The sequence below is a fragment of the Enterobacter sp. BNK-16 genome (assembly GCF_048684955.1).
Classification (GTDB): domain Bacteria; phylum Pseudomonadota; class Gammaproteobacteria; order Enterobacterales; family Enterobacteriaceae; genus Enterobacter; species Enterobacter bugandensis.
This window is the reverse complement of sequence record NZ_JBLQTQ010000001.1, coordinates 3,903,141-3,929,629: the sequence shown is the minus strand read 5'-3', so window position 1 is coordinate 3,929,629 and position 26,489 is coordinate 3,903,141. Positions and strand designations below refer to the sequence as shown.

26 protein-coding genes and 3 pseudogenes are annotated in these 26,489 nt (G+C 49.7%); 24 read left to right on the top strand and 5 right to left on the bottom strand.

The genetic code is table 11. The annotated features are described in order from the left end of the window. Positions 1 to 4 precede the first annotated feature (4 nt). Positions 5 to 1,078, top strand: a complete 1,074-nt coding sequence (locus ACMGGH_RS18950; protein WP_232949186.1) for a hypothetical protein — start codon at positions 5 to 7, stop codon at positions 1,076 to 1,078. 101 nt (positions 1,079 to 1,179) lie between these two features. On the opposite strand, the gene ACMGGH_RS18945 is transcribed toward ACMGGH_RS18950, so the two are convergent. After that, positions 1,180 to 1,428: a hypothetical protein gene (locus ACMGGH_RS18945; protein ID WP_420299197.1), complete on the bottom strand. Its 249-nt coding sequence runs from the start codon at positions 1,426 to 1,428 to the stop codon at positions 1,180 to 1,182. Between ACMGGH_RS18945 and ACMGGH_RS18940 the strand changes: the two genes are divergently transcribed. The 14 genes from ACMGGH_RS18940 to ACMGGH_RS18875 all read left to right on the top strand — a co-directional run bounded on the left by ACMGGH_RS18940 (position 1,427) and on the right by ACMGGH_RS18875 (position 15,935). Continuing rightward, a complete protein-coding gene (locus ACMGGH_RS18940) occupies positions 1,427 to 1,777 on the top strand; it encodes an immunity protein Tsi6 family protein (RefSeq protein ID WP_045261346.1) in 351 nt (116 codons plus the stop codon). The two genes, ACMGGH_RS18945 and ACMGGH_RS18940, sit on opposite strands and share 2 nt — an antisense overlap. Positions 1,778 to 1,802: 25 nt before the next feature. Beyond that, entirely contained in the window at positions 1,803 to 2,903 is a 1,101-nt protein-coding gene (gene tri1, locus ACMGGH_RS18935) for an ADP-ribosylarginine hydrolase Tri1 (protein ID WP_232949187.1), read from the top strand. A 46-nt stretch (positions 2,904 to 2,949) separates the two neighbouring features. After that, complete coding sequence (locus ACMGGH_RS18930; protein WP_232949188.1) at positions 2,950 to 3,330, top strand: immunity protein Tsi6 family protein; 381 nt, start codon at positions 2,950 to 2,952, stop codon at positions 3,328 to 3,330. 36 nt (positions 3,331 to 3,366) lie between these two features. Further along, on the top strand, positions 3,367 to 4,467 hold the full coding sequence (gene tri1, locus ACMGGH_RS18925; protein WP_416172910.1) for an ADP-ribosylarginine hydrolase Tri1: 1,101 nt from the start codon (positions 3,367 to 3,369) through the stop codon (positions 4,465 to 4,467). Between the two features lie 157 nt (positions 4,468 to 4,624). Beyond that, the gene (locus ACMGGH_RS18920; protein ID WP_420299196.1) at positions 4,625 to 7,165 is read left to right on the top strand and encodes a type VI secretion system Vgr family protein; all 2,541 of its coding nucleotides are present in this window, start codon (positions 4,625 to 4,627) and stop codon (positions 7,163 to 7,165) included. Next, on the top strand, positions 7,146 to 7,658 hold the full coding sequence (locus ACMGGH_RS18915; protein ID WP_226859521.1) for a hypothetical protein: 513 nt from the start codon (positions 7,146 to 7,148) through the stop codon (positions 7,656 to 7,658). The genes ACMGGH_RS18920 and ACMGGH_RS18915 overlap by 20 nt, the downstream gene beginning before the upstream one ends. 75 nt (positions 7,659 to 7,733) lie before the next feature. Then, positions 7,734 to 8,288, top strand: coding sequence for a hypothetical protein (locus tag ACMGGH_RS18910; RefSeq protein WP_232948375.1), 555 nt, complete (start codon positions 7,734 to 7,736; stop codon positions 8,286 to 8,288). A gap of 3 nt (positions 8,289 to 8,291) precedes the next feature. Beyond that, the gene (locus ACMGGH_RS18905) at positions 8,292 to 9,368 is read left to right on the top strand and encodes a hypothetical protein (RefSeq protein ID WP_193067216.1); all 1,077 of its coding nucleotides are present in this window, start codon (positions 8,292 to 8,294) and stop codon (positions 9,366 to 9,368) included. Between the two features lie 73 nt (positions 9,369 to 9,441). Next, entirely contained in the window at positions 9,442 to 9,882 is a 441-nt protein-coding gene (locus ACMGGH_RS18900; RefSeq protein ID WP_028013471.1) for a DcrB-related protein, read from the top strand. 3 nt (positions 9,883 to 9,885) lie between these two features. Next, the gene (locus ACMGGH_RS18895; protein WP_420299195.1) at positions 9,886 to 14,364 is read left to right on the top strand and encodes an RHS repeat-associated core domain-containing protein; all 4,479 of its coding nucleotides are present in this window, start codon (positions 9,886 to 9,888) and stop codon (positions 14,362 to 14,364) included. Continuing rightward, complete coding sequence (locus tag ACMGGH_RS18890; RefSeq protein WP_045338150.1) at positions 14,361 to 14,609, top strand: hypothetical protein; 249 nt, start codon at positions 14,361 to 14,363, stop codon at positions 14,607 to 14,609. Before ACMGGH_RS18895 ends, ACMGGH_RS18890 begins: the two co-directional genes overlap by 4 nt. Positions 14,610 to 14,748: 139 nt before the next feature. Continuing rightward, positions 14,749 to 14,967: a hypothetical protein gene (locus ACMGGH_RS18885; RefSeq protein ID WP_232948373.1), complete on the top strand. Its 219-nt coding sequence runs from the start codon at positions 14,749 to 14,751 to the stop codon at positions 14,965 to 14,967. 208 nt (positions 14,968 to 15,175) lie between these two features. Next, positions 15,176 to 15,541: a hypothetical protein gene (locus ACMGGH_RS18880; RefSeq protein WP_232948372.1), complete on the top strand. Its 366-nt coding sequence runs from the start codon at positions 15,176 to 15,178 to the stop codon at positions 15,539 to 15,541. A gap of 115 nt (positions 15,542 to 15,656) precedes the next feature. Next, positions 15,657 to 15,935, top strand: coding sequence for a YciI family protein (locus ACMGGH_RS18875; RefSeq protein ID WP_232948390.1), 279 nt, complete (start codon positions 15,657 to 15,659; stop codon positions 15,933 to 15,935). A 54-nt stretch (positions 15,936 to 15,989) separates the two neighbouring features. Here ACMGGH_RS18875 and ACMGGH_RS18870 read toward each other — a convergent pair. Beyond that, positions 15,990 to 16,376, bottom strand: a pseudogene (locus ACMGGH_RS18870) (DUF933 domain-containing protein); the annotation flags it as partial. A gap of 24 nt (positions 16,377 to 16,400) precedes the next feature. On the opposite strand from ACMGGH_RS18870, the pseudogene ACMGGH_RS18865 reads away from it, so the two are divergent. The 7 genes and pseudogenes from ACMGGH_RS18865 to ACMGGH_RS18835 all read left to right on the top strand — a co-directional run. Beyond that, positions 16,401 to 17,138: pseudogene (locus ACMGGH_RS18865) on the top strand (RHS repeat domain-containing protein); the annotation flags it as partial. 419 nt (positions 17,139 to 17,557) lie between these two features. Beyond that, positions 17,558 to 17,989, top strand: a complete 432-nt coding sequence (locus tag ACMGGH_RS18860) for an immunity 26/phosphotriesterase HocA family protein (RefSeq protein WP_232948371.1) — start codon at positions 17,558 to 17,560, stop codon at positions 17,987 to 17,989. 249 nt (positions 17,990 to 18,238) lie between these two features. After that, positions 18,239 to 18,384 (top strand): annotated as a pseudogene (locus ACMGGH_RS18855) (RHS repeat-associated core domain-containing protein); the annotation flags it as partial. A 36-nt stretch (positions 18,385 to 18,420) separates the two neighbouring features. After that, positions 18,421 to 18,756: an HYD1 signature containing ADP-ribosyltransferase family protein gene (locus ACMGGH_RS18850; RefSeq protein ID WP_232948370.1), complete on the top strand. Its 336-nt coding sequence runs from the start codon at positions 18,421 to 18,423 to the stop codon at positions 18,754 to 18,756. Further along, entirely contained in the window at positions 18,713 to 19,501 is a 789-nt protein-coding gene (locus ACMGGH_RS18845) for an Appr-1-p processing protein (RefSeq protein ID WP_232948369.1), read from the top strand. The genes ACMGGH_RS18850 and ACMGGH_RS18845 overlap by 44 nt, the downstream gene beginning before the upstream one ends. An 88-nt stretch (positions 19,502 to 19,589) precedes the next feature. Next, positions 19,590 to 19,991, top strand: a complete 402-nt coding sequence (locus ACMGGH_RS18840) for a tetratricopeptide repeat protein (RefSeq protein WP_232948389.1) — start codon at positions 19,590 to 19,592, stop codon at positions 19,989 to 19,991. Between the two features lie 140 nt (positions 19,992 to 20,131). Then, positions 20,132 to 20,650: a hypothetical protein gene (locus tag ACMGGH_RS18835; protein WP_232948368.1), complete on the top strand. Its 519-nt coding sequence runs from the start codon at positions 20,132 to 20,134 to the stop codon at positions 20,648 to 20,650. A 518-nt stretch (positions 20,651 to 21,168) separates the two neighbouring features. Here ACMGGH_RS18835 and ychF read toward each other — a convergent pair. Both ychF and pth read right to left on the bottom strand, forming a co-directional pair. Beyond that, on the bottom strand, positions 21,169 to 22,263 hold the full coding sequence (gene ychF / locus ACMGGH_RS18830; protein ID WP_003856650.1) for a redox-regulated ATPase YchF: 1,095 nt from the start codon (positions 22,261 to 22,263) through the stop codon (positions 21,169 to 21,171). Between the two features lie 126 nt (positions 22,264 to 22,389). Next, a complete protein-coding gene (pth, locus tag ACMGGH_RS18825) occupies positions 22,390 to 22,974 on the bottom strand; it encodes an aminoacyl-tRNA hydrolase (protein WP_008499504.1) in 585 nt (194 codons plus the stop codon). A 274-nt stretch (positions 22,975 to 23,248) separates the two neighbouring features. Here pth and ychH point away from each other — a divergent pair, with 274 nt between their 5' ends. Both ychH and ACMGGH_RS18815 read left to right on the top strand, forming a co-directional pair. Continuing rightward, complete coding sequence (gene ychH, locus ACMGGH_RS18820) at positions 23,249 to 23,524, top strand: stress-induced protein YchH (RefSeq protein WP_028013466.1); 276 nt, start codon at positions 23,249 to 23,251, stop codon at positions 23,522 to 23,524. 121 nt (positions 23,525 to 23,645) lie between these two features. After that, positions 23,646 to 24,704: a MerR family transcriptional regulator gene (locus ACMGGH_RS18815; protein WP_232948367.1), complete on the top strand. Its 1,059-nt coding sequence runs from the start codon at positions 23,646 to 23,648 to the stop codon at positions 24,702 to 24,704. Here the strand turns inward: ACMGGH_RS18815 and dauA are convergent. Beyond that, positions 24,690 to 26,369 carry a C4-dicarboxylic acid transporter DauA gene (gene dauA, locus ACMGGH_RS18810; protein WP_232928193.1) on the bottom strand — a complete coding sequence of 560 codons (1,680 nt, stop codon included), beginning with the start codon at positions 26,367 to 26,369 and terminating at the stop codon, positions 24,690 to 24,692. The two genes, ACMGGH_RS18815 and dauA, sit on opposite strands and share 15 nt — an antisense overlap. Positions 26,370 to 26,489 lie beyond the last annotated feature (120 nt).

Here is a 26,489-nt window from a genome sequence, read left to right as displayed (position 1 = left end):
CATTATGGTTGCTGAAAAACAATATTTTTTTCCTCTTGAGATGAAGGATCAGGAAAAAGAGATTCGGGAAAATTTCTGGAAATGTCTCTATACCTCTGCAGAAAAAGAGATGCTTCATTACTGGCTATTGTTACCCCAGAATGTTAAGCCAGCAGAGTTAAAGCCGATCACATTTCAGGAGGTTGGGCTGACGAATATCGGACGATACATCGCCGATGACACCGGCCCCTATATTGAAGTCTGGGCTGCATATGAACACTGTCAGTGGGAGATGAATGCGTCAGACTGGCTTATAAATAAGCTCGATTTAATGGGTGAGAAAGTACTGAGCCAAAGAATAATTACGCATCCTTCAGGAAGCGGGAAGTTTGCGGATATCCTGTCCATTAAAACGATGCCATCGGGTGATGAGGTCGTTTCACGATATACGGTGCAAAAGGATTATAATCCTGTAAATGGTGGGGGAAATTACTTCCTTTTAAAAACGGCTTGTGCGTCGAAAGATTACAACACGATTGCCGATACTATTTTCCTGATTGCTATCAACTGGGATTTACTGCATCGCAGCAATTTGATGCTTTCAGAACTGTTGAAAACAGTCAGCCTTAGCAACAAAAATGACAGTGGATTTAAAATTCCGGATTCATGGCTGGTGAATACGCTGGATGATAATCGTCTGGTAATTGAACACACAATAGGTAACGTCAACCATGGAGTGATTAATTTCTGTCTTTTCCGTCAGGCTGATTATCCCGCTGCGCAGGCTATTTTCGATGAAGCAACTGCGCGCTTTAACCGCCACGATAGTGCGGTCTCTCTTACGACATCGGACATTGCCAGCATCCCAAATGATATCAATCCCTCGTTTACAGGCGATCTTTATAGCTGTACGGGAGAGATAGTCAGTGCTGCTGAGAATATCAGGGCTTATTACGATATGCGTATCTTTAAAATGAATGATTTGTGGTGTTACGTTGAGGTGGTTGGGCCTCATCGTAATCATCAGGATTATTATTACGAAGCCAATAAACGATGCATGGAAATCATTCTTTCTACGTTTCGCATAGAAAAACGATGAGCTGACAAAGTTAATTCATGGCCATCTAAATAAAACCATAGAAATGTGGTTTTATTTTTTGTTTCACAGAAATAATATCATAACCGCCCTCGTTCTGAGGATTAGTTAACTTCAGGCACTGAGATCAGATCATCGTGGAATAAAAAATCATGCTCAGCTGAACTATCGTTCAGCTCGCGGGAGTGGATATTCTGTTCTGAAAACTGACATCCCGCTATGTTAACGGCAAGATTATCCACGTGGCGAACGGTGCCGTTGAGAGAACGGGCATGCACTATGCTGTGTAACAGGTAGAAGTGGAGCATCCGCAGGTTCAGGCCACCGCCAGGGCAGTATTTGAGGTGACTCATGAGTAAAGAAAATTACACCGCGCTGGATTATATCAATGATGCTATTGATGCAATTAATCATCGATTAGATGAAAATCCTACATTTTCTTTATATGTTATGGCGAAGAATCAGTTGGACTATATTAAGTCTATTCTAACGGGGTCTGAGAAAGATAAAAGTAAATTGCACAAATTAAATCTTGGAGTGCTTGCGTCAAAAGAGTTTGATACAACCGATGCAGAACTTGCTCAGCATTTGTCCAATGTTAATTATATAGCTTCGCAAATGGGAAAAGGATTGAAGTTTATTCTCCCTCATGAGCAAGACGTTGAGTATTTGAAAAGGCAAAAACGATATCGCAAGTGGTAAACAACGTTTGATTAAAGGGTGCGGGATGATAGATCTTTACAGCGAAGACTCAGTAATTAATCATTATGCCGATCGTTATCGTAACTACATGCCAGTTAATGTTCGTAAGGTAATAAGAAGCAGCATTGATGATTCAAATTTCTCTCATGTATGGGATGAAACATTACCTTTAATCACAAATGAAGATGTTTCACGCGATAAAGCACTTGGGGCGTTAGTGGGTTTGGCTGTTGGAGATGCAGTTGGCACTACTCTTGAATTTAAACGCAGAGACAGTGAACATGTAGCGGATATGATCGGTGGGGGACCTTTTCAGTTAAAACCTGGTGAATGGACAGATGATACGTCCATGGCATTATGTCTGGCAGAGACTTATCTTTCAGAAAACAGAATGCACACCGATGTGCTTAGAAAATATCTCCTGAAATGGTATCTTGACGGAGAGAATAGTAGTAATGGTCGGTGCTTCGATATCGGGAATACGACGCGATTCGCACTTGAACAGTATATGCGTGTCGGACCTTCCTGGTATGGTAATACAGAGAAACACACTGCTGGTAATGCTGGGGTTATTCGTCAAGCACCGGTGTCTATCTTTCGTCGAAAATCGCTGCGTGCGATTTACTTCGAATCCCAGGCTCAGAGTCGAGCAACGCATGGCGCGGTAGAGTCAATTAACGCATGCCAATTTCTCGGATTGGTATTGCACTATTTAATTAACGGTTATCAAAAAGAAGAAGCTTTTTCCCCTCATGTTTTCCCACTGTGCGCGCGTGTAATGATCATAAATGCGGGTGAGTATAAACAAAAAACTCGCGATCAGATTCGTTCAAGTGGTTATGTAATCGATACGCTTGAGGCCGCGATGTGGTCCGTATGGAATACTGATAATTTCCGGGATGCGATTCTGCTGGCTGCCAATCTTGCCGATGACGCTGACAGCGTTGCGGCAACGGCGGGACAAATAGCGGGAGCATTATATGGTTACTCCGGTATCCCGCAGGAGTGGAAAGATAAACTCGTGCAACACGAACGTATCGCCACAATGGCAGGTGAGTTATTCGATAGAGCACCTGTGGATAATTTCTTATCGTTAGAATTGCCAATGATAAACGGTGGAATCTAATGACTTCAGTCTGGTGTGATGCTTTAATTTAACTAAATCCCATGCAATGGATAAAATGACAATCTTTGGTTATGTTGAAAAAGCATTAATTTTAGCAAAAAAGAGATATGCTGAGGTCAAAAATCAGGATCCTCACTCTCCGCTTTTACAAATGTACGAATCTATTGTACAACAATTATTATTTCTATGGGATTTAATTGAAGGCAAGGAAAAGGATAAAGCGAAATTATGGGAAATGACGTTCGGTATGCATGCAGTGAAGGAGTTCGATAACTCTGATGAGTTGTTTTTTGAAAGGTTGTCTGATGCCTGGTTTATTGTGGATCAAATCCGTCGAGGGTTAAAGGTTAGACTGCCGCATGAGGTTGATGCCAATTACAGAATGAAACAACATAATCTTAAAATGAAATATCCTGATGAATTTTAGGGGTTGATATTAAAAATATTTTATTATGGGTGAATGGTGATAGACTTACATGCTAATTTGAATGTATTGTTAAAATATGTAGATATATATCGTAAGTACTTACCTGTTAGCAGTCTTTCAGTCCAGCAGAAGATGCAGTATAAATATAATGATAAACTATTAGAATCATCTTTTGATTGCGATGTACAAAAACAATGGGACTTAACACCACAATGTAACATCTCACTCGCGGAATCACGGGATCGTGCTGTCGGTGCGCTTATTGGTCTTGCTGTTGGAGATGCCGTAGGTACAACGCTTGAATTTTTACCTCGTGACAAAGCACATGTCAAAGATATGATAGGTGGTGGGCCATTTCGACTCCGCGCAGGTGAATGGACGGATGATACATCCATTGCATTATGTCTTGCGGAAACGCTTCTTGAGAAAGGTGATTCTGATACTATATGCTTCAGGAATAAGCTTCTGGACTGGTATCAGCATGGTTATAACAGTTCAAATGGCATCTGTTTTGATATAGGTAATACAACTCGATTTGCTTTAGAGCAATATTTAACTGTTGGTCCCGGGTGGAGCGGTAATACTGCGCCAGAAACTGCAGGTAATGCATCCATTATCAGACAAGCACCTGTCTCAATTTTTTTTAGAAAATCATTAAACAAATCGTTTTATGAAGCAAAAAAACAAAGTATCGCAACACACGGTGCCGCGGAAGCAATAAATAGCACTCAGTATTTAAGTTATTTGCTTGTGCATATGATTAATGGTAGCAATAAAGATTTTATTTTTTCTCCGCATGTCATGCCGCTTCAGCCACGTGTAATGATTATCAATGCGGGTGAATATAAGCAAAAAACTCGCGATCAGATTCGTTCAAGTGGTTATGTTATCGATACGCTTGAGGCCGCGATGTGGTCCGTATGGAATACTGACAACTTCCGGGATGCAATTCTGCTGGCCGCCAATCTTGCCGATGACGCTGACAGCGTTGCGGCGACGGCAGGACAATTAGCGGGAGCATTATATGGTTATTCCGGTATTCCGCAGGCTTGGAAAAACAAACTCGTACAACATGAACGTATCGCCAAAATGGCTGGTGAATTGTTCGATAGAGCCCCTGAAGACACTTTCTTGTAACTGTTTATCTCGATGAAAATTCAGGAAAAGTGGTTTTTTTGTGGCATGAGAAGTCAATCTTACAGCTACTCATTATCAAACCAGCAGCGTTTACGCTTTGCGTATTGAAATGAGTTAACTTCTGGCACTGAGATTAGTCCATAGTGGAATAATGATTATGCTCAACCGAATTACCGTTCAGCTCCCGGTGGAGGGGGTGCTTTTCTGGAAACTCTCAGGCCGCGAGGCGATGTCCGAGTCGTTCGCGCTGACGCTGACCGTACTCGGCACGGACGCGCGCATTGACCGCAGTAAGCTGCTGGGCCAGCCGGTCACGGTGACCATCCCGACGCAGAATCTGCTGACGTCCCGCTATATTAACGGAAAAATTACCCGCGTGGCGGTCAGCGCCGTTGAGCTGACGGGCACCCGCTATGCGGTGTACCAGCTGACGGTGGAGCCGGACCTGTGGCCGATGAAGCGCGACCGTAACCTGCGTATCTTCCAGGGCCAGACGGTGCCGCAGATTGTGAAAACCCTTCTGGGCGAGCATCAGGTCAACGTTGAGGATAAGCTCACCGGCAGCTACCGGGTATGGGACTACTGCGTGCAGTATCAGGAGTCGAGCCTGGATTTCATCAGCCGCCTGATGGAGCTGGAGGGAATTGCGTATCACTTCCGCCATGAGGCGGACAAGCACACCCTGGTGCTGACTGACGCCGCCACGCAGCATCAGCCGTTCAGTGGCTATGATGTCATTCCTTACCACCAGACGCCGTCCGGCGGCAGTACGGACGAAGAGGGCATCAGCCAGTGGGCGCTGGAGGACAGCGTGACGCCGGGGATTTACAGCCTCGATGACTATGACTTCCGCAAGCCGAACGCGTGGCTTTTCCAGGCCCAGCAGAACCCGGCGTCGCCGAAGCCGGGCAGCATCGACGTGTACGACTGGCCGGGGCGCTTTGTGGACAAAGGTCACGGGGAGTTCTATGCCCGTATCCGTCAGGAGCGCTGGCAGGTTGAGCACCAGCAGATTCAGGCCACCGCCACGGCGGCGGGGATAGCGCCAGGGCACACCTTCACGTTAACCAACGCGCCGTTCTTCAGCGACAACGGGGAGTATCTGGTGACGGCAGCGGGCTACCACTTCGAGGAGAACCGCTACGCCAGCGGCGAGGGGGAGACCATACACCGTACCGATTTCACGGTCATTCCGTCGGCGGTGGTTTACCGTCCGGCGCAGAGCACGGCTTGGCCGCGCACCTACGGCCCGCAGACGGCGAAGGTGGTGGGGCCGAAGGGGGAGAGTATCTGGACGGATAAATATGGCCGGGTGAAGGTGAAGTTCCACTGGGACCGGCTGGCGAAGGGCGATGACACCAGCTCCTGCTGGGTTCGCGTGTCGAGCGCGTGGGCAGGCCAGGGCTACGGCGGGGTGCAGATCCCGCGCGTCGGCGACGAGGTGGTGGTGGACTTTATCAACGGCGACCCGGACCGTCCGATTATTACCGGCCGCGTGTATAACGACGCGAGCATGCCGCCGTGGGCGCTTCCGGCCGCAGCGACGCAGATGGGCTTTATGAGCCGCACGAAAGGGGGCTCCGTGGACAACGCCAACGCCCTGCGCTTTGAGGATAAAGCGGGCGCAGAACAGGTATGGATCCAGGCCGAGCGCAATATGGATACCAGCGTTAAAAATGATGAAACGCACAGCGTCGGCGGGGCGCGCAGCCATTACGTGAAGAAAAATGAGCTGCATCGTGTGGAAGCAAACCAGACTCAAGCGGTGAAAGGTGGAACCGAGATCCTGACGGGGAAAGGCAAGCTGGATGCGGCGGTCGAGCAGTATGTTATTGCATCCGGGACGAAGCTGCGGCTGGTCTCAGGTGAGAGCGCTATTGAGCTGAACGCTAACGGCAAGATTAACCTGATCGGCAAAGAGTTTAACTTCTTCGTGGAAGGGGATGGTTATATCACCACGGGCGGTAAGCTGCATCTGAATACTTCTGGCACCAAGCCGGGCACAACGGCGCCGGGTTCTGGGCATAAAGGGGATATTGATGCGGCGGTGCAGGCGAAATTTACGCCGGGAAAGGAGAGTAAGGCTGGTGTGGCTGCCAGCGCACCAGCCGAAACCTCTAAAAACGCTACGCCTCCAGCATCCAATGTTCCTTCAAGCGGATATGGAAAGGATGTAGATAGTCTTGTCGATAAATCACCGACGATGAAAAATGACATAGCGACGTTAAAGAAACGAGGCTGGACATTTGAAGAAGGTGAAGCAGGCAAGGGGACGTTTGCCAATCGTCAAAAGCGCGTTATTACCGTTGATAAAAATGAGCTCGGTAACCCGAATGCAGTCGTTCAGTCTCTGTCACATGAAAGTGGTCACGCTTTATATGAACCCAACATTGATTTTTCTTCGCGCGACGCCTATCTCAACAGCACACTCAGTGATGAAGGCGCTGCAACCTTGAACAATATCCGGGTCCAACGCGAAATCATAGCCAACAAGGGTGGGGATATAGGTATTGCAGGCAATCCGGCAAATCAGACACAATATAATCGTATCTATGATTCTCTCGAACGTGGGGCTATAAAGGAAAGTGAAGCGCGTACGCAGATAGGCCGTATCTTTGGCAAAGGCGAACAAACGTCTACCACAGGGCAATATTACGAAGATTATTATGGCGGTTGGTATGATAAAAATTATCCATAGTCTAAAAACGGGTGCGGTGCTTGCGGCTTTATTAACGACGGGAATGGCAGGAGGTAACATGCAGAAACAGGATCTTTGGCAGTTCATTGAAGAAATGAGCGCATCACTCAAAACATTGTCCGTTAACAGTCTGGATAACGCTCCGTTGTCATTCAAGCTAACGAAACAAAATGAATATATCAATTTCTACAATGCCGACGATATCAAACTGGCGGATGGAACGAACATTACTGCAATTGATTTACGTTTAAGTAAAGAAAGTGACGGGATGGCACCGTTACTGAATTTTTCACCGTCCGGCCAGTGCATCACTCTCGACACTGTTAAAAAACATTATCCGCAACTGACGTTAACTGATTATCCACGAGGCCGTTCGGAGAACGAAGTGACCAGTTATACAGCGCTAAAGGATATGAATGGGCAAAAAATAAGCTTCAGTTTCATGGTAAAAAAACCTGACTGCTTGGGTGGGGTCGCTATTAGCGCTGACTAAAAATGTTTATTTCATTACTCACTGCTTTTTAAAGTAGTGAGTAGCATAATATTTATCCAGCAAATGACGATTAACGTGAAAAAACGCCTTTCTGTCTCTCTTTTTTTTACCCTCATGTCTACCTTTCTGAGCAGTTATGAAGTAATGGCTCAGACTATGCCGCTCATTCTGGCTAAAGATGATTTTTCTCTGCAGTTAAACGACCAGATTGTTGCACTGGGTGAGACATGGACTCCTGAGGTTGCGCGTAAAATTGCAGTTTCTGTGGAAGGTAGTTTTTTCGGTGAAGTTCCTTTTGACGGAACGAACTATAAATTCTACCAGCATCAGAAGACTGGGTTAAAAATATTCAGTTCCAATCTCTGGTGGGATAAAACCGAGCGAAGTGTTGACGATTATATTGTGGCGCAGATTACGTTAACTGCTCCGGATGGCAAAACAGTTCGCGGGATCCATATTGGTTCAACAATAAATGAACTTAATAAAGCTTACGGCAGTGGTCAGGTCGAAAATGATTCCGGGGAGCAGTGGGTTTCCTATGAATTGGGTAAGAAATTGCTCTCTTTTGAGCTTAAAGATAGTAAGGTTGTAAAAATAACAATGAATTACGAAAATGGTACTTCAGAGTGATTTATGACCAAAAAGTATCTGGCAGTCGTTTTGTTCACGGCGTTATTGACAGGCGTCGTTGAAACCACAACGGCGCTTGAATTATCTCAATACAACAAGCTCGATACGGTCAGTCACATCGTTAACGACAGCGAAGTGACTGACAATCTCAGGAAAACGCTGGGAAATCATTACCAGACCTTTATTGATAACTTTGATGTCTTCGGTGAACCGCATACCACCACAGGTGGTGGGTTGTTTGTTGAAGGCTGGTTAAAAGATCTCTATCAGGAGAATGCATCCGCGCTGGTCATCAATCCTGACGGCAAAATCTTTGCAGCCTGGGGGGTTCCGACGTCGGACGTTATTCATTACCAGTCATCTGACAATAGCCCGGTTATTCATGCCGATATTCAGCAGTGGGCCGCCAGATTTAATGCGATGCATTTTGCAACGTTCGGCCAATCAAAACTCGTATTTGAAGGGGAGTGGGCTGGCGAATTCAAGAACGACTCGACGTTAACCCTGCGATTAGCTGAATCAGACAACCGGATCATCGGCTCTTATTGCTATATCTCCCAGAGAGGAAACCGCATAGATTGCCCGGAAGATGATGAGCAAAATCTTAGCGGTACGATCGCTGGCAATCGTGCCAACGTTGAGTTCAACTCATCGTTTGGCGGCGTAGGTGGACGGGCTGTTCTGGAAATAAAGGGGCGTGAAATGGAATGGCGTTTAGTTACTCCTCCTCAAAAAGGAAATTACTATGCTCCGCTGCGATATACGTTACGTAAAGCCGCTTCGGTTCAAAACGCGGAAACCAGAAAACTGGACACCGATAAATTTGCTATTTCGCTGATAAACAAATGCGGCCATTTTGAGAGCAAATGTGACGAGATGGTTTATCTCGGCGTGCGCAAAAGCGATAACAGTACGATCTCCTTAAGGGGTAAAACGTTACACGACTCCGCAGGTAAAATAATCGGCTCAACGTACAAGAATGGCGAGATCGCTTATACCGTGACGTATGCACCTGTGAAATTGGTTGTCAGCAAAGGCAGTCATGTTTTAGTCGAACAGTCAGGTCAGTGGCTTAAATAAAACAGCCAGCCAAAAGGTCAGCATGGATTGGCCTCTTTTGTTTCTCTCAATATTAATCATCCCGAGTTCACTTATGAAATACACCCTCCAGGAAGGTTCGTTTTCCCTATTTCCTGCTGCCTGGCAGGATAACAGCATGAACATCATTCGCGATGACGAAAGCGGGCTGTCCGTGGTGGTCAGCCGCGGCGTGATTCCCGATGGCAGCGACTACGAACAAGAATTTCACCGCCAGTGGGATGTGCTGCGTCCTCAGATGGGTGAGATCGCCCAGAGCGAATTCCGGAGCGTAAAAGCCGGGCCTGATGGAAAAATTAACGGGCTGGAAGTCGAGACCACCTTTGACCGTAACGGGCAGCGCCTGTGGCAAAAACAGCTGGCCGTGCAGACGCCGGGCAAACCGGTATTGATGATTTTTACCCTCTCGGCACTCAGAGCCTTTACCGAAGAGGACGAGGTGCGCTGGAGCGCGCTTAAGCAGAGTCTGACGCTAAACGACAACCGGAATGTGTAAGGCATGAGCGATAACAACGCGGCCCGTAAGGGCGACGAGATTATTCACTCCAGCATTTTTGCTGACATCACCAGCATTGTGGCGGAAGGTGCCGCCTATGCGGTGATCGGTGCGGCGGTAGGCGCAGCAGCAACCGTAGCGGCGCCATTGCTGGGTGCGGGGGCAGCAGCTGCAGGCGTGGCAGCAATTGGATCCAGTTGTCTGTTAAGCGGCATCATTGGCGGCGTGCTGGCGAACGTGGCGGGTATCACAGACGATATCAGTAACGCCGCGGAAGGGTTAGGTAATGCGCTTTTCCCGCCGTCGCCTGCGGGCAAAATCACCACCGGTTCGAACAACGTTCTGACCAACGCAATCCCTGCCGCGCGCGCGGCAGGCACGCTCACGCCCGCCGATACCCCGCCCCCTGAGCCGCAGTCGCCGGGCAGCTTTGCCGATTACGCGGGCATGCTGCTTTCCGCCGCCGGACAGTTTGGCAGCGAAATGTGGCAGCCGAGTGTGGCCTCCGCCGCTGCGGGAACCTCGCCGCTGGAAGAAGACAAGGTGGCGTGTGAAAAACACTCCGGGCCGCAGTATCTGGCGGAAGGCTCCAAAAGCGTCTTCATCAACGGCCAGCCTGCGGTGCGCGCGAAAGATCGCACCACCTGCGAAGGCACCGTTTCCGACGATGTCTCTCCTAACGTGATCATCGGCGGGGACACGCTCACGGTCCGCGATATCAAAAGCGGTAAAACGCCGGGTCTGGCGCTGGGGATGATTGCGCTCTCCCTGCTGCGCGGGCGTCCGGGCAAGATCCTGAAAAACATGCCCTGCGCGCTGGCGGCGGCAGGCGGTGGGATGCTGGCGGATATGGCGGTGAATGCCGTGTTTGGCTCCTCGCACCCGGTTCACGCCGCCACCGGCGTGAAGGTGCTGAATGACGACGACGAGCTCGATTTCTCGCTGCCGGGGCGCTTCCCGCTGCGCTGGCAGCGCAGCTATAACAGCCTGACCACCCGCGAAGGGCTGTTCGGTCTGGGCTGGGCTACAACCTTTGACAGCTATCTGACGCTCGAAGAAAACAATGCGACCTGGTTCGATGAAACCGGGCGCGAGCTGAGCTTTGAACTGCCGCCTGTCGACCAGGCGTTTTACAGCATCAGCGAAGGCATCATTATCCGCCGCAATGAGAGCGGCGACGTGGCGATTGCCGACGATGACGGCGCGGTGTGGCGTCTGTACAAACCGACCCGCGCGAATCCTTCTATCCTGCGTCTGGCCTCCCTCAGCGATGAATACGGCAACGCGCTGCTGACGGCGTGGGACGAGCACGGCAGGCTGGTTGGTCTTCACGACGAGCCGCGGGCGATAGACGTCACCCTGCGCTATGAGGATGAACGTTTCCCGCAGCGGGTTACCGCAGCCAGCCATTTCGACGGCAACCAAACCTGGCCGCTGATGCAGTGGGGCTACGATGCGCGCGGCCAGCTGGCGAGCGCGACGGATGCCTCCGGCGTGGTGACGCGTGAATACCGTTACAACGACCACGGCCTGATGGTCTGGCACCGCTTGCCGGGGGGGCTGGAGAGCGAATACCGCTGGAAACAATTCGATCACTGGCGCGTGGTGGAAAACCGCACCAGCACCGGCGACGGCTGCCGCTTTAGCTACGATTTAGACGCGGGGCTGACGACCGTCGAGCACTACGACGGCCAGACGCGACGCCACTACTGGAACGCGCAGAATCTGATTGTGCGCTACGTGGACGAGCGCGGTGAAAACTGGCGCTACGAGTGGGACGATAACGAGCTTCTGACGCGCCGTATCGATCCGCTCGGCAACGCCGTCACCTTCGTCTACGACGAGATGGGCAACCGGGTGCAGGAGACCGATGCCGACGGCAATACCCGCACCACCACCTGGCTGGAGCATCGCGCGCTTCCCTCGGCCATTATCGAAGCCGACGGCAGCGCCACCCGCTTCTGGTACGACGAACACCACGGGCTGAAGCGCGTGGTGGATCCGCTGGGGCAGACCACGCAGCTGCGCCGGGACGAGTTTGGCCAGGTTGTGGAAGAGATCGATGCCGCCGGCAACAGCCGCTATCAGGAGTACAACGAGGCCGGGCAGATTGTCCGTTCGACGGACTGTTCCGGGCGTATTACCCGCTATCGCTATCACCCGCTGGGCTGGCTGGTGGCAGAGATTAGCGCCGACGGTGAAGAGACGCGCTACCGCTACGACGCCGCGGGGCGCCCGGTGCAGCTCGATCGTCCGGAAGGCTGGACGGAGTCGCTCAAATGGAACGAACGTGGCCTGCCGGTGAGGCACGCGGGCGCCGACGGGAAAGAAAGTGAGTTCAGATACGATGAGGCGGGGCGCTTAACCGCCACCCGTAATACGCAGGGCGAAGAGGTCCGTCGCCGCTGGGACAGCCGCGGGCGTCTGATTGCCCTGGAAAACGAGAACGGCGAAGCGTACCAGTTCCGCTGGGGCGCTGACTCGCTGCTGCTGGAAGAGGTAGGGCTTGATGGCGTGGCCTCGCAGTATCGCTATGATGCCTGTGGACGCACGATAGCGCGCACGTTTGCCGCCGGCCATCCGGAGGCTATCACTCACGCCTTCGCCTGGAGCGCGAGCGGCCAGCTGGTCGCCCGCACCACGCCAGAAGGGCAGACCCGCTACCACTACACGCCGTCCGGGCTGTTAAGCCGCATTGGGCTGCATCCGGCGCTTTCAGCCGACGCGTGGAGCACCGAGGCGGAGCAGGAGCTCGCCTTTGAGTATGACGCGCTCGGCCGCGTGACGAGCGAAGCCGGCGAGCATGGTGAGCTGGCGTGGGGATATGATGCGCTGGGCAACCGCACTTCCGTCACGCTGCCCGATGGCCGCGAGCTGAAACAGTTCTACTACGGCAGCGGGCATCTGCTCAGCATTGCCCTCGATAAGCTGTCGGTATCCGACTTTACACGCGACGAGCTTCACCGTGAAACCAGCCGCACGCAGGGGCTGCTGACCACCCGCAGCGAATACGATCGTCTTGGCCGACTGCATCGCCGGGACGTCTTTACCGGCAATGCCCAGCGCCCGTCGCCGCGCCGCTGGTCCCGCCGCTGGGATTACGACTACCGCAATAACCTGGTTCGCGAAGAGCGGGACGATAACCCATTCAACTGGTACCGCTGGCAGTACGACAGCGCAGGCCGGCTGCTGGTTCAGGATGGCACGCTGCCCGGCCAGGAGCAGTGGCGCTGGGATGCGGCGGGTAACCCGCTCGAAGGCTCTGCTGAGAAGGTCACGCACAACCGCCTGACGCAACTGAATGGCATTCGCTGGCGCTATGACATCCACGGCCGCACCGTTGAGAAGGATAACGGCCAGACCCGCTGGCACTACCGCTACGATGGCGAACATCGCCTGACGGAGGTCATCAGCCAGCCGCGGGACCGCAACAGGCCGCAGACGCAGGTCAGCTTCCGCTACGATCCGCTCGGGCGACGCATCAGCAAAACGCGCCGCCAGATGCTGGGCGGCCAGCCAACCGGTAAGCCAGTCACCACGCGGTTTGTCTGGGAAGGGTTCCGGCTGTTGCAGGAAGTGCACGGGGAAGTGCCACTGACCTACGTCTACAGCGATCAGGACAGCTACGATCCGCTGGCGCGTATCGACGGGGTTGATGCCCCGGAGATCTTCTGGTTCCACTGCCAGCCCAACGGCACGCCGGAGCGGATGACGGATAGCGAAGGGCAGGTGCGCTGGGAAGGGGTGAACAGCGCCTGGGGCAAGCTGCTGCGGGAAAGCGAGACGCAGGTATCAGGATATTCTCAGAACCTGCGTATGCAGGGGCAATATCTGGACCGTGAGACAGGGCTGCACTACAATCTGTTCCGGTATTACGACCCGGACTGCGGAAGGTTTACGCAGCAGGACCCGATAGGGCTGGCGGGGGGGATAAACCTTTACCAGTATGCGCCGAATGCGCTGGGGTGGGTGGATCCGTGGGGGTTGAGCCGTGAGTGTAGCGGTAAAACAAAACCTGATTTCTATGTCGGGCCAGCGGGGCCAAGCGCTACAATGCCTTCTACAGCATATCGCTATATGAGGTATCTTGAGGATGACGGTTCGATTAACGCATGGGTGCCTAAAACATTTGAATCCAAATCCGCACCAGTCACTTATTTTGGTTTTGATAAACTAGATTCCGGGCGCACAGTAAGAGATGCATTCCAGATCAAAGGAGCAGATAAATTAAATCCACTTGATCCTTTGGATAAATCATGGAGTGATGGACGCCTAAGAGCTGAGTTTGATACGCTTCAATTATATGAAAATGGTGTTCCGCAAGTGCGAACCCCGAGAATGTTCGGCGATAGACCAGGAGCGCCACTTGAACCGTTTACTAAGGCATACCCTGAATACGGTCAAGGTAATGTTCAACAGCTGCATGCTGAAAATAGAGTTATTAATTTCGACAAGATTGATATTCTACCAGAGGAACCATGATAAATTTACAATCTTATGATGAAGTTTTGGACTTCTTAGAACTGTTTTTTCAAAAATACATCCTTGATTCTAATTATCTTCAGGATATGCAATCTATTTTAGCTGGATGTCGCAAAGAACAAATGGTAGCTATTCGAGCTATAGACTCATGTTTTATGGAATATAGACGAAAGACTCAGGATTATAGAGTTCCTACTATTGAGGAACAGGAGATATGGAAGCAGTTGTTCAATGTATGGCAATAAAATATTAAATCAACAACTGGCAAAGATTTTTTGTTTCCTGTTGTAAGACGTCGGGAGGCATCCTTGAAATTGTAATAGGTTAAACACCTGTCGGTGATGCATTGATTTCACCAATTACAAATAATTTGAGATATGAAAAATGAATGAGGCTATTTTTACAGGTTTTGGAATTGACATAATTAAAAGAAAGGGTGAATATTTTATCCGATATGATAATGGAACTATTGCTATGATTGAAAAGGAATCGAAAATTACATCAGAAGAAGTATTGAAAGCACAAAAAAGTGAAAGAGATGCATATGATGTTATTATAGCTACTCAGAGTAGAAAAAGAAAAAACAAGTCTTTCTTTCCATAAGAATGGTGTATTATTATAGTGCGCGGGAAGTAAATTAATTTAATGTTAAACAATGATCTTTCATTTATATTTAAAATTTTCTAGGTTTTAATAGTTGAAAAATTATCGTTTTATTTAGTGCGGTAACTATTGTTATGCAGTTGATTTCTATAAAAAACTCGAGGGTAACCTGCAAGTTTTTAGCTATCAAGTAATTTGAGGTTTAACTATGATTGAAAATCTCAATTGTATAAAAGAAAATAATTTGCTCGAATGGATATGTGGTGAAAGAAATATACTAATTAATGTGCCATTTTTAGACTGTGCAATTGTCGATTCAATACGTCAATTAATATTTGTATTGAGTAAATCAAAGCTACTACAAACCGCTTTAACCATCTTCAATGCTCAGGGCGAAAAATTATTTTGGACAGCGCTTCCTGAAGGCGCAACTTTCTATTACTTAACATTCAACCTGTCAAAGGAAGTGGTCGTTGTCTGTAGCTATACAGCAAAACAAAATGGTTGGCATGATTGGTTTTATTCCTATGATATGAAGCGTAACGAGTTGTCTCGATCAGGCCCTGCTTATTGAGTTCTAATGTGTACCAAAAAAAATATAACGATACCCAGTGCCAAAAGCAGGAGTGCATAAGCATTCCAACAAACGACTAAAAAAAGCTGAGAGGCAAAAGACGACCACAGTTTACATTGTTATTTTGACCTATATAAAACCACTCGAAGAAATCGACGCAGCGATACCTGCTCATGTGGAGTGGCTAAAAAAGGGGTACGCAGAGGGGATTTTCCTGACATCCGGTAGACGGATCCCAAGAAACGGTGGTGTCATTCTCGCTAAATGCGAGAGTCTTGCTTCTCTTGAAGAGCGCTTACGCGAGGATCCTTTTCAGAGGCTAAAACTTGCGACTGCCAAAATCATTCCTTTTGAACCCAGTATGAAAACAGAACTCCCGGAAAATGTGTTTTAACCCCAAAATAAAAAAATCCACGCCAGGACGTGGATTTTTTTCGTTCAAAACAAATCAAACGTTAAACAGGAAGTTCATCACGTCGCCATCTTTAACGATGTAATCTTTCCCTTCCGCACGCATTTTGCCTGCTTCTTTCGCGCCTTGCTCACCCTTGTAGGTGATAAAGTCTTCAAACGCGATAGTCTGGGCACGAATGAAGCCCTTCTCGAAGTCGGTGTGGATCTTACCGGCTGCCTGAGGCGCAGTCGCACCGACAGGGATGGTCCACGCACGCACTTCTTTCACGTCCGCGGTAAAGTAGGTTTGCAGGTTCAACAGCTCATAGCCCGCGCGGATCACGCGGTTCAGGCCCGGCTCTTCCAGACCCAGCTCGGCCATGAACTCTTCACGATCGGCGTCGTCCAGCTCTGGGATATCGGGTTCAACCGCGGCGCAAACCGCACCACAACATAACCTTCACAAATCGAAGGATCTGCTGAGAAGGTCACGCACAACCGCCTTACGCAGCTGAACGGTATTCGCTGGCGTTATGACATCCACGGCCGCACCGTGGAGAAGGATAACGGCCAGACCCGCTGGCACTACCGCTACGACGGCGAGCATCGCCTGACGGAAGTCATCAGCCAGCCGCGGGATCGCAACAGGCCGCAGACTCAGGTCAGCTTCCGCTACGATCCGCTCGGTCGGCGCATCAGCAAAACGCGACGCCAGGTGCTGGGCGGCCTGCCAACCGGTAAGCCGGTCACCACCCGGTTTGTCTGGGAAAGGTTCCGCCTGCTGCAGGAAGTTCACGGGGACGTGCCGCTGACCTACGTCTACAGCGATCAGGACAGCTACGATCCGCTGGCGCGCATTGACGGCGTGGAAGCGCCGGAGATTTTCTGGTTCCACTGCCAGCCGAACGGCACGCCGGAGCGGATGACGGATAGCGAAGGACAGGTGCGCTGGGAAGGGGTCAACAGCGCCTGGGGCAAGCTGCTGCGGGAAAGCGAGACGCAGGTATCAGGATATTCTCAGAACCTGCGCATGCAGGGGCAATACCTGGACCGTGAGACAGGGCTGCACTACAATCTGTTCCGGTATTACGACCCGGACTGCGGACGGTTTACGCAGCAGGACCCGATAGGGTTAAACGGCGGGTTAAATCTTTACAGCTATGCTCCTAATCCTATAGTTTGGATAGATCCTTTAGGTCTTACACCTTGTAAGGGGTTACCATCCACTCGAAGGGCTGGAGGCACAGGCAAACATTATGATCCCGTAAATGGTCAAGGGTTGTATGTGCTACACGATGGAAAGAATATTATCTATGTAGGACGTGGGGATGCTCCAGCACGGTTGAATAGCCATGCGAATACACCGGGTAAATCACATTTGGAACAGTTGACCATATTTGATAATAATTTGACCAAAGCGGAAGCTAAACTCTTGGAACAAAGGATTATGGATCTTAATGGTGGAGCTAAGTCAACAACTCTTTAACAAATCTCCTCAATAAAATCAGGTCATATAGCCCTAATAACCCAAACGCTAGCAAATATGATATTGCAGGCCATAGTAGTGATTGGGGGAGGGGAAGTATTGAAAGATGCGTTTTCAATTCTGAAAGGGAATGGTTTATGAAAGTAAAATATAAAGAGGGTGACATCTTTGTTATTCCGATGAGTAATGGGAAGTATGCGCTTTGCCAAGTTGTTTTTGCTCCAAAGCAAAAGTTTAAGCAAGTATTAGGTTTCTGTATTTTAACAATACAGGATACGGAGGAGTTTAAAGAGAACAGTTCACTAACACCTCTATCTTTTGAAAAATTTGGCAAAGAGATGAAGGTTCTGTTCATTGGCAACCAAAATATTAGCAAAGGCATTTGGAAAATTATTGGTCATGCTGATCTCACAGAAGAAAAAAAACAATTAAAAATATTTAATTATGCTGGTGGCTTATATGATGGGGAAGAGGAAATCAGGCGTTTGTCTGTTGCTGAATATCCTAATTACACAACTATGGGAGTTTCAGGCTTTGAGCTTGTCGACAATGTTCTAATAAATATTTGATCATTAGGGGAAAGGAGCTTCCCCAGCTAGTTTTCATACATCAGCAGCTCATTAACAGCTTTAATAAATTCACAAGTTTTTATGAGTGTCTGGCCAAATAATATTGCAACAATGCATGCTGGAGAAGAATAGCCACAAGTTTGTCCCGCAGATCTGGATATTAATATTCATACCTTCGCCCGGAGCGGGAGAGGGCAGTCGGTCGTCTGCACTACGGTGGAAGGGCTGACCCGCTACCACTACATCCCGTCAGGTCTGCACTACAATTTGTTATGGTATTATGACCCGACAGCGGACGGTTTAAGCAGCAGGACCCGATAGGGCTGGCGGGGGGGATAAACCTTTACCAGTATGCGCCGAATGCGCTGGGGTGGGTGGATCCGTGGGGGTTGACGCCTAACACATTGATTCACTACACGACTGAAGAAGGCATGAAAGCTATCATGGAAAGTGGTGTGATTAGACCTTCATCAGGAGATATACATGCCCGCTTCGGGGACGGACAATATTTCACTAATATCAGACCTGAAATGATTGGCGGACTAACACTCAAAGATGTTGGAGGAACAGGAAAAATGTCTCTCGGCCAATTAGCAGCTGATATATATGGTGATGCGAGAAAATTAAAAGGTATAAGCTATTTTGTCGAAATAGATGTTACTGGCTTAGATGTGATTGAACTCCGGAAAAACACATTCTTGATCTTAAACACGAAAGATCTCGATGTCTCTAAAAGAATTGTTAAAAGTGGGAGGAGTTGTGGTTGAGGTAAAAAAATATTATAAAGGAAGTGTTGATTTTATTGCGAGTGAAGGAGTTATTCTCAATGAATTCATAGGGGAGGTTGCCACACGACAAATAAATATTATAGATGGTGATTGTTATGCCTCTTCCTCTTTGCTAGATAAAAACGATAAAGTTGGTTTTTTGCTGTATGATGGAAAAAAAAGCGAACTGGACTTAAGTGATGCTGAAGAAATTTCGAATGAGAAATTTGAAACTTTCTGGCAAACATCAACGAGTTCATTGCAGGAAAAAAAACAAATAAAGTACTTGTCTGGCGATGCTGCGGAACCTTTAAAAAAAACCACAGTTATTGCTCATATTGTGAATAACAAAGGGAAATGGGGTAAAGGTTTTGTTCTGTCCCTTTCAAATAAATATCCTGCTGCAAAGGATTATTATCTTAATAGTTTAAAAGGAAATAACATCCCAGAATTAGGGATGGTTGATTTTGTCAAGGTTGATGCTCAAGAGCAGATATTTATTGCTAATATGTATGCGCAGAATGGTATAAAGAAAAATGTCAATGACAAAAAACAATACGTATGTTATGCATCCCTTGAAGTCTGTCTTGAAAAATTATCTGACTTTGCTTTAGTGAATCGCCTTTCAGTACAAATGCCAAGGATAGGAGCTGGCCTTGGTGGAGGTGATTGGAATATTATAGAGTCATTAATACTTAAAAAGATTTGCTATAAGATGATAGATTGCAGTGTAATGACTTTATAATGTAAAAATCATAATTTAGTAATGCATTTTATTAAGTTTGGTTGTTGCTTATAAAAGGGTTTTTATTTAAAAGGACAAACACTTGAGTATGAAAATATTTATAACAAATACTATTGAAAAAGGAAACGAGTTTCACGACAACCAAAAATACGCCGAGGCTTTAGAGCAATACCAAAAAGCCTGGCAAGCTCTCCCTGAGCCAAAGTTCGAATCGGAACTTGCTAACTGGATCGCTGCCTGCATGTACAGCGCATATTTTGATCTCGCGGATTACGCTGAGGCGAAGAAATGGGGAGAGACGACATTACGGACACGTGGATCGGATATAGACACTGCACCCTTAATCGATCTCGGCATGGTCTGTTATGAGTTAAATCAATTCGAGGAAGCGTATAAATATTTTAACGATGTTTATAACTACGGCAAAGAGCGTGCGTTTCAGGATAGACCTAAAAAGTATCTAGAGTTCTATCTGCGTAAAAGGGGATAAGTTCGTTACTCTATAAAAAATCAAACATTACGCGTGGATCCGACTACGCCAGGTAGGTCGTATGAATTACCATCAATATGGGCAGAATGGCTTGAAGAAGTAGCGATTCCAGGCTCCGGGAATGTAAGATAGGTGACTATATGAATATCAATAAAGATGACGAACTCCTTGTGATAGTTAAGTATGAAGGAAGATTTTATTGGTTCGTTGCGTTCAAGGAAATGTGGGTCTTAGACAGAGTTAAATGGGTAGAGGATTTTGTGAAAAGTGGGGTGGAAATAAACCTACAGAATATCCATAAGGAAAGATATGACTTACCAGTAGTAAATGAAGAAAACGCGCAGATATTCATTAATTATTTAATTAAAGATGGTTATTCATACGATAAGGATGCCATAGCTGATGAGTTTTATAATAGCCTTTCGCAAAATACAACCTGGTGGGATATATATGATCTTATGCCGGATTTGTTTATAGACTTTGATAATAAAAGATTATATTTGGAATATGTTGAGAGTATGCATTGTCAAGATTATGTTCCTGATGGTTGGCAAGGTGAACTTGTTGATTTTTGTAGTAATGGATCGTTACCTCAAGATGAAATGTTCTGGATACAAAATGAAACTGATCATAGAGCCATTGTGATCGCTAAAGGATAAAATATATTTTCAGCATACCATTTTTAGACAATATAATGGTCGATTCAACACGCCAATTAGTGTTTGTGTTAAGCGATACAAAGCCGTTACCAACCGTTTTGACCATCTTCAACGCTCAGGGTGAAAAACTATTTTGGTCTGCATCTCCTGAAGGCGCTATTTTCTATTACTTAACATTAAACCACTCAAAGGAAGTGGTTTTTGTATGTAGTTATACAGTAATACAAAATGGCTGGCATAATTGGTTTTATTCTTGGGATATGAAACGTAACGCGTTGTCTGGATCAGGACCTTCGTACCAAATTCACATTTAACATTAAAATTACAGCGACAAGAGTGCCTGAAACTGGCGTACGCAAAGGGGGCATACCTGCTAAAGGTGAGAGACTTGCCTGACCAGCAGAGCGTTTACACCAGCACCCTTTTCAGACGTTAAAACTTGCGACTGCCGACATCATTCTCTTTACCATGTAAAAAAAATCCACGCCCAAGCGTGGATTTTTCCCATTAAAAACAACTCAAACGTTAAACAAGAAGTTCATCACGTCGCCATCTTTAACAATATAATCTTTCCCTTCCGCACGCATCTTGCCAGCTTCTTTCGCGCCTTGCTCACCCTTGTAGGTGATAAAGTCCTCAAACGCGATAGTCTGCGCACGAATGAAGCCCTTCTCGAAGTCGGTGTGGATCTTACCGGCCGCCTGAGGCGCAGTCGCACCCACAGGAATCGTCCACGCACGCACTTCTTTAACGCCAGCGGTGAAGTAGGTCTGCAGGTTCAGCAGCTCATAGCCCGCGCGGATCACGCGGTTCAGGCCCGGCTCTTCCAGACCCAGCTCGGCCATGAACTCTTCACGGTCGGCGTCGTCCAGCTCTGCGATATCGGATTCAACGGCAGCGCAAACCGCTACAACCACAGAACCTTCCGCCGCGGCAATTTCACGCACTTTGTCCAGGTACGGGTTGTTCTCGAAACCGTCTTCGTTAACGTTGGCGATGTACATGGTTGGCTTCAGGGTCAGGAAGCTCAGGTATTTGATCGCCGCTTTGTCTTCGTCAGTCAGGTTTTTCAGCGCTCGCAGCATGCCCGCGTTTTCCAGCTGTGGCAGGCATTTTTCCAGCGCAGCCAGTTCCGCTTTCGCGTCCTTGTCGCCGCCTTTGGCTTTCTTCTGCACGCGGTGAATCGCGCGTTCGCAGGTGTCGAGGTCAGAGAGCGCCAGCTCGGTGTTGATAACGTCGATATCGTCAGCCGGATCCACTTTGTTGTTTACGTGGATGATGTTGTCGTTCTCGAAGCAGCGCACAACGTGGCCGATCGCTTCAGTTTCACGGATGTTGGTCAGGAACTGGTTGCCCAGGCCTTCACCTTTGGATGCGCCCTTCACCAGGCCCGCGATGTCCACGAATTCCATGGTGGTGGGCAGAATGCGCTGCGGCTTCACGATTTCCGCAAGCTGGTCCAGACGCGGGTCCGGCATTGGCACCACGCCGGTGTTCGGTTCGATGGTACAGAACGGGAAGTTCGCCGCTTCGATACCCGCTTTGGTAAGCGCGTTAAACAGGGTGGATTTGCCCACGTTTGGCAGACCGACGATACCGCATTTGAATCCCATTTCTAAATCACCTTAATATCTTGATAATCAATCCGTTAACGATAACCGATTGATGAAAAATAAATAACTACGCCTATTATACACGTAACCCGCATGACGCGCGGTAAAAAAGCCGTATCGGGCGGATTATTGCGCTTTGAAAGCGTGTAAGCGATTTGTCGCTTTGGTTAAGCCGTCTTGCAGCCAGATTTCAGTGCAGCGCGCCGCTTCGTCTACCGCCTCGTCAATCAGTTTTTGTTCGGAAACCGGGGGTTTACCGAGTACGAAACCGACAACTTTGTTTTTATCGCCCGGATGGCCGATTCCCACGCGCAAACGGTGGAAATTCGGGTTATTGCCCAACTTGCTGATGATGTCTTTAAGACCGTTGTGACCGCCGTGTCCGCCGCCCAGCTTGAATTTTGCTACGCCAGGCGGAAGATCCAGCTCATCGTGAGCCACCAGAATTTCATCCGGATTGATGCGATAAAACGTTGCCATCGCCGCCACCGCTTTACCGCTCAGGTTCATAAAGGTGGTGGGCACCAGCAGGCGAACATCCGCGCCTGCAAGGTTGATACGTGAGGTATAGCCGAAGAATTTTGGTTCTTCACGCAGGGGAGCACGTAACCGTTCGGCCAGCAGATCGACGTACCAGGCTCCGGCGTTGTGGCGGGTGGCCGCATACTCCGCGCCCGGGTTGGCGAGGCCGACAATCAGTTTAATCGTCACGATTCAATTCCTAATGGGTTCCAGATCTGGCGCGTAGTTTACTGTCTGGCGCGCCGCTTGACAAAATTCTGCGGTTATCCCGGCGAAATTCGAATAATTACTCATCTGAACAATTAGAATTTCAAGCTGTTCAACGCCTTATTTGTAAACTTTTGTCTGTGCGTTATCCGTAATTGTGATCATTCACGCAACTCATAAAAGGGGCGTTGTCTATACTTTACACACAAGGATTAGGGGCTTTTCCCCTGACAACCCAAAGTTCCGGAGGTGACATATGAAACGCAAAAACGCTTCGATGCTCGGTAACGTGCTAATGGGGTTGGGACTTTTCGTGATGGTAGTCGGCGTAGGTTATTCCATTTTAAACCAACTGCCGCAGCTTGATCTCCCACAATACTTCGCGCATGGCGCGGTATTGAGCATCTTCCTCGGTGCAGTATTGTGGCTCGCCGGGGCGCGCGTGAGCGGCCATGAGGAAGTGTGTGACAAGTACTGGTGGGTGCGCCACTACGACAAACGCTGTCGTCGTGACCAGCATAAGCACAGCTAGTGCCTGATTAAGAACATCGAAACGACTCCATCCGGAGTCGTTTTTTTTTGCATAGCATATTGACCCTCACGTAACGTAAGGCTCCAGAGTGGTGGCACTGGCAAAGTAAAAAGGAGCAGTTATGTTGATTCAGGTGGGTGAGCTGGCGAAACGAGCCGGTATCACTGTGCGGACATTGCATCACTACGAGCAAACAGGGCTGTTGCTGCCTTCTGCCAGAAGCGCGGCAGGTTACCGGCTTTACAACCTGGCGGATGTCCAGCGTCTGCACATGATCCAGGCGCTGGCAAAAGCGGGGCTGGAACTTGCTGAAATCAGGGATTTTCTGGAAAAGGAGTCGCTGTCGTTGACCGAGCTACTCGATGCGCAAATCACGCTGCTGGATAAACAGCTGCGCAGCATACACACGCTGCGCGACCGGCTGATGGAGCTGCGTACCGGGCTTACCGACGATGCGACGCCGGATCTGGAGTCCTGGCTAAAGACTCTGGAGTTAATGAATATGTACGATCGCTGGTTTAGCAAAGAAGAGTTACAGCAGTTGCCGTTTGCGGTACAGAAGGATGCGCTGGCGGCTATCTGGTCAGGGCTGGTGGCAGAGGCTAACGCGCTGCTGGAACAGGATATACCGGTTACTGACACGCGGGCGATGGATCTGGCGACCCGCTGGATGGAACGTCTTGAACAGGACACGGCGGGCAAGCCGGCGTTTCTCACCCGGCTGAACGAGATGCACAGCGTAGAGCCACAGATGCAGGCGCAGACCGGCATCACCCCGGAGATGACAGATTACATCACGCGAGCGTTTGCGGAATCTAAGCTCAGCATATGGGAGAAGTATCTCACTGCCGAAGAGATGGCCTTTACCCGGGCACATTATTTTGACCGCATGATGGAGTGGCCGCCGCTGGTGGCGAAACTGCATCAGGCGCAGCGGGACAATATCGCTCCTGACTCGAAGGAGGCGCAAAAGCTGGCTGAAAACTGGCTGGCATTGTTCCAGTCCTACGCAGGCACCAACCCCGAGACCCAGCAAAAGTTTCGTACGGCTATGCAGCAGGAGCCGCATCTGATGAAAGGAACCTGGATGACGCCTGCTGTGCTTGCATGGCTCCAGCAGGCGATCGGGGTGATGATGCAGAGACGTTTCTCTGCATCAGGTAACTCACAGATCCGCTAACGCGGCTTCACGGTTAGGATAAAAGGCAAGGCGGCCAGGGATCGGCTGCACGCCCGCACGCGCCATGGTGCGCAGGGGCTGGAATTCCAGGTTGCTGACCCGCAGCTCGCAGCCTTCCGGCAGACGTGCAACAAAGCGCTGGAAGGCATCCAGACCGCCGGCATCCAGCACCGGGACGGCATCCCACTTCAGCACCACAACCCGTTTCCCCGCGATGCGGGACTCCAGATCGCTGAACAACCCTTCCGCCGCGGCAAAGAATAGCGGGCCAATCACGCGCAGCACCAGCACATCCTCAGGCACCTCCACGTTAACCGGCGAGAGGCGCGTCATCTGCGCGATGCGGCGCATAAATAGCAGGGACGCGAGCACGATCCCAACGCTGATGGCGATAACCATATCGAACAGCACGGTCAGCGACATGCAGATCAGCATCACGATGATGTCGTCTTTCGGCGCACGGCGCAGCAGATTCACCACCTTGTGCGCCTCGCTCATGTTCCAGGCCACCATCAGCAGCAGGGCGGCCATGGCGGAAAGCGGCAGCCAGGAGAGCAGCGGGGCAAGGATCAGCAGCGCCAGAATCACCAGCAGGGAGTGGATAACCGCTGAAACGGGGGAGGTCGCACCTGCGCGCACGTTGGCCGCAGAACGGGCGATGGCTGCCGTGGCGGTAATCCCGCCAAAGAACGGTGCGATGAGGTTGCCTAAGCCCTGACCGACCAGTTCGCTGTTGGCTTTGTGCTTGGTGCCGGTCATGCCGTCGAGCACCACAGCGCACAGCAGGGATTCAATCGCTCCCAGCATCGCCATAGAGAACGCGGCGGGCAGCAGGGCGCGAAGGGAATCCCAGCTCAGGGTGAAGCTCGAACCAGGCATGTCCCACGGCAGCACCAGCTGCGGCAGCAGCTGTGGAATGCCGTTACCCTGCGAACCGTCCGCCAGAACATAGTGGAACTGCGAGCCGATAGTCGCGACATGGCCACCGAACATATTGACGATAGCCATCACCGCGCAGCCCAGCAGCAAGGCGGGCAGATGGCCCGGCAGGCGAATACCGAGGCGAGGCCAGACGATCAGCGTCCCCAGGGTGACTATTCCGATGGCGGCGTCGCCCAGGTTGGCCGTTGGCAGCGCCATAAACAGCGCCCCCACTTTCTGTAAATAGTGCTCCGGAACATGGGTCATTTGCAGACCGAGGAAATCCTTAATCTGCATGGTTCCGATGGTGATCCCAATCCCCGAGGTGAACCCCAGCGTCACGGAAAGGGGAATGTATTCAATCAGGCGACCAAAACGGGCCAGACCGAACAGAATCAAAAAGACGCCGGACATCAGGGTGGCAACCAGCAGGCCTGCCAGACCAAACTGTTGTGAAACCGGGTAGAGGATCACCACAAAGGCGGCGGTCGGGCCGGAGACGCTGAAGCGCGAGCCGCCCGTCAGGGCAATAACAATCCCGGCAACGGCCGAGGTATACAGACCGTACTGTGGCGCAACGCCGCTGCCAATCGCCAGCGCCATCGCCAGCGGGATGGCAATAATTCCGACGGTGATCCCGGCAATCAGGTCACGGATAAAGCGTGACGAGGTGTACTTCTCTTTCCAGCAGGCGTCGATGAGGGCGCGAAAGGGCAGAACATGTGAGGAGGCTACGTTTTTCACAATTATCTATCATCCGTGTGCGCATCATCTGTCATGTGAATGGCAGGTGAAGGAGGCATTAATCATACAAATAAAACCCGGAGACAAAAAAACCCGCCGCAGCGGGTTTTTTTGCCGTGT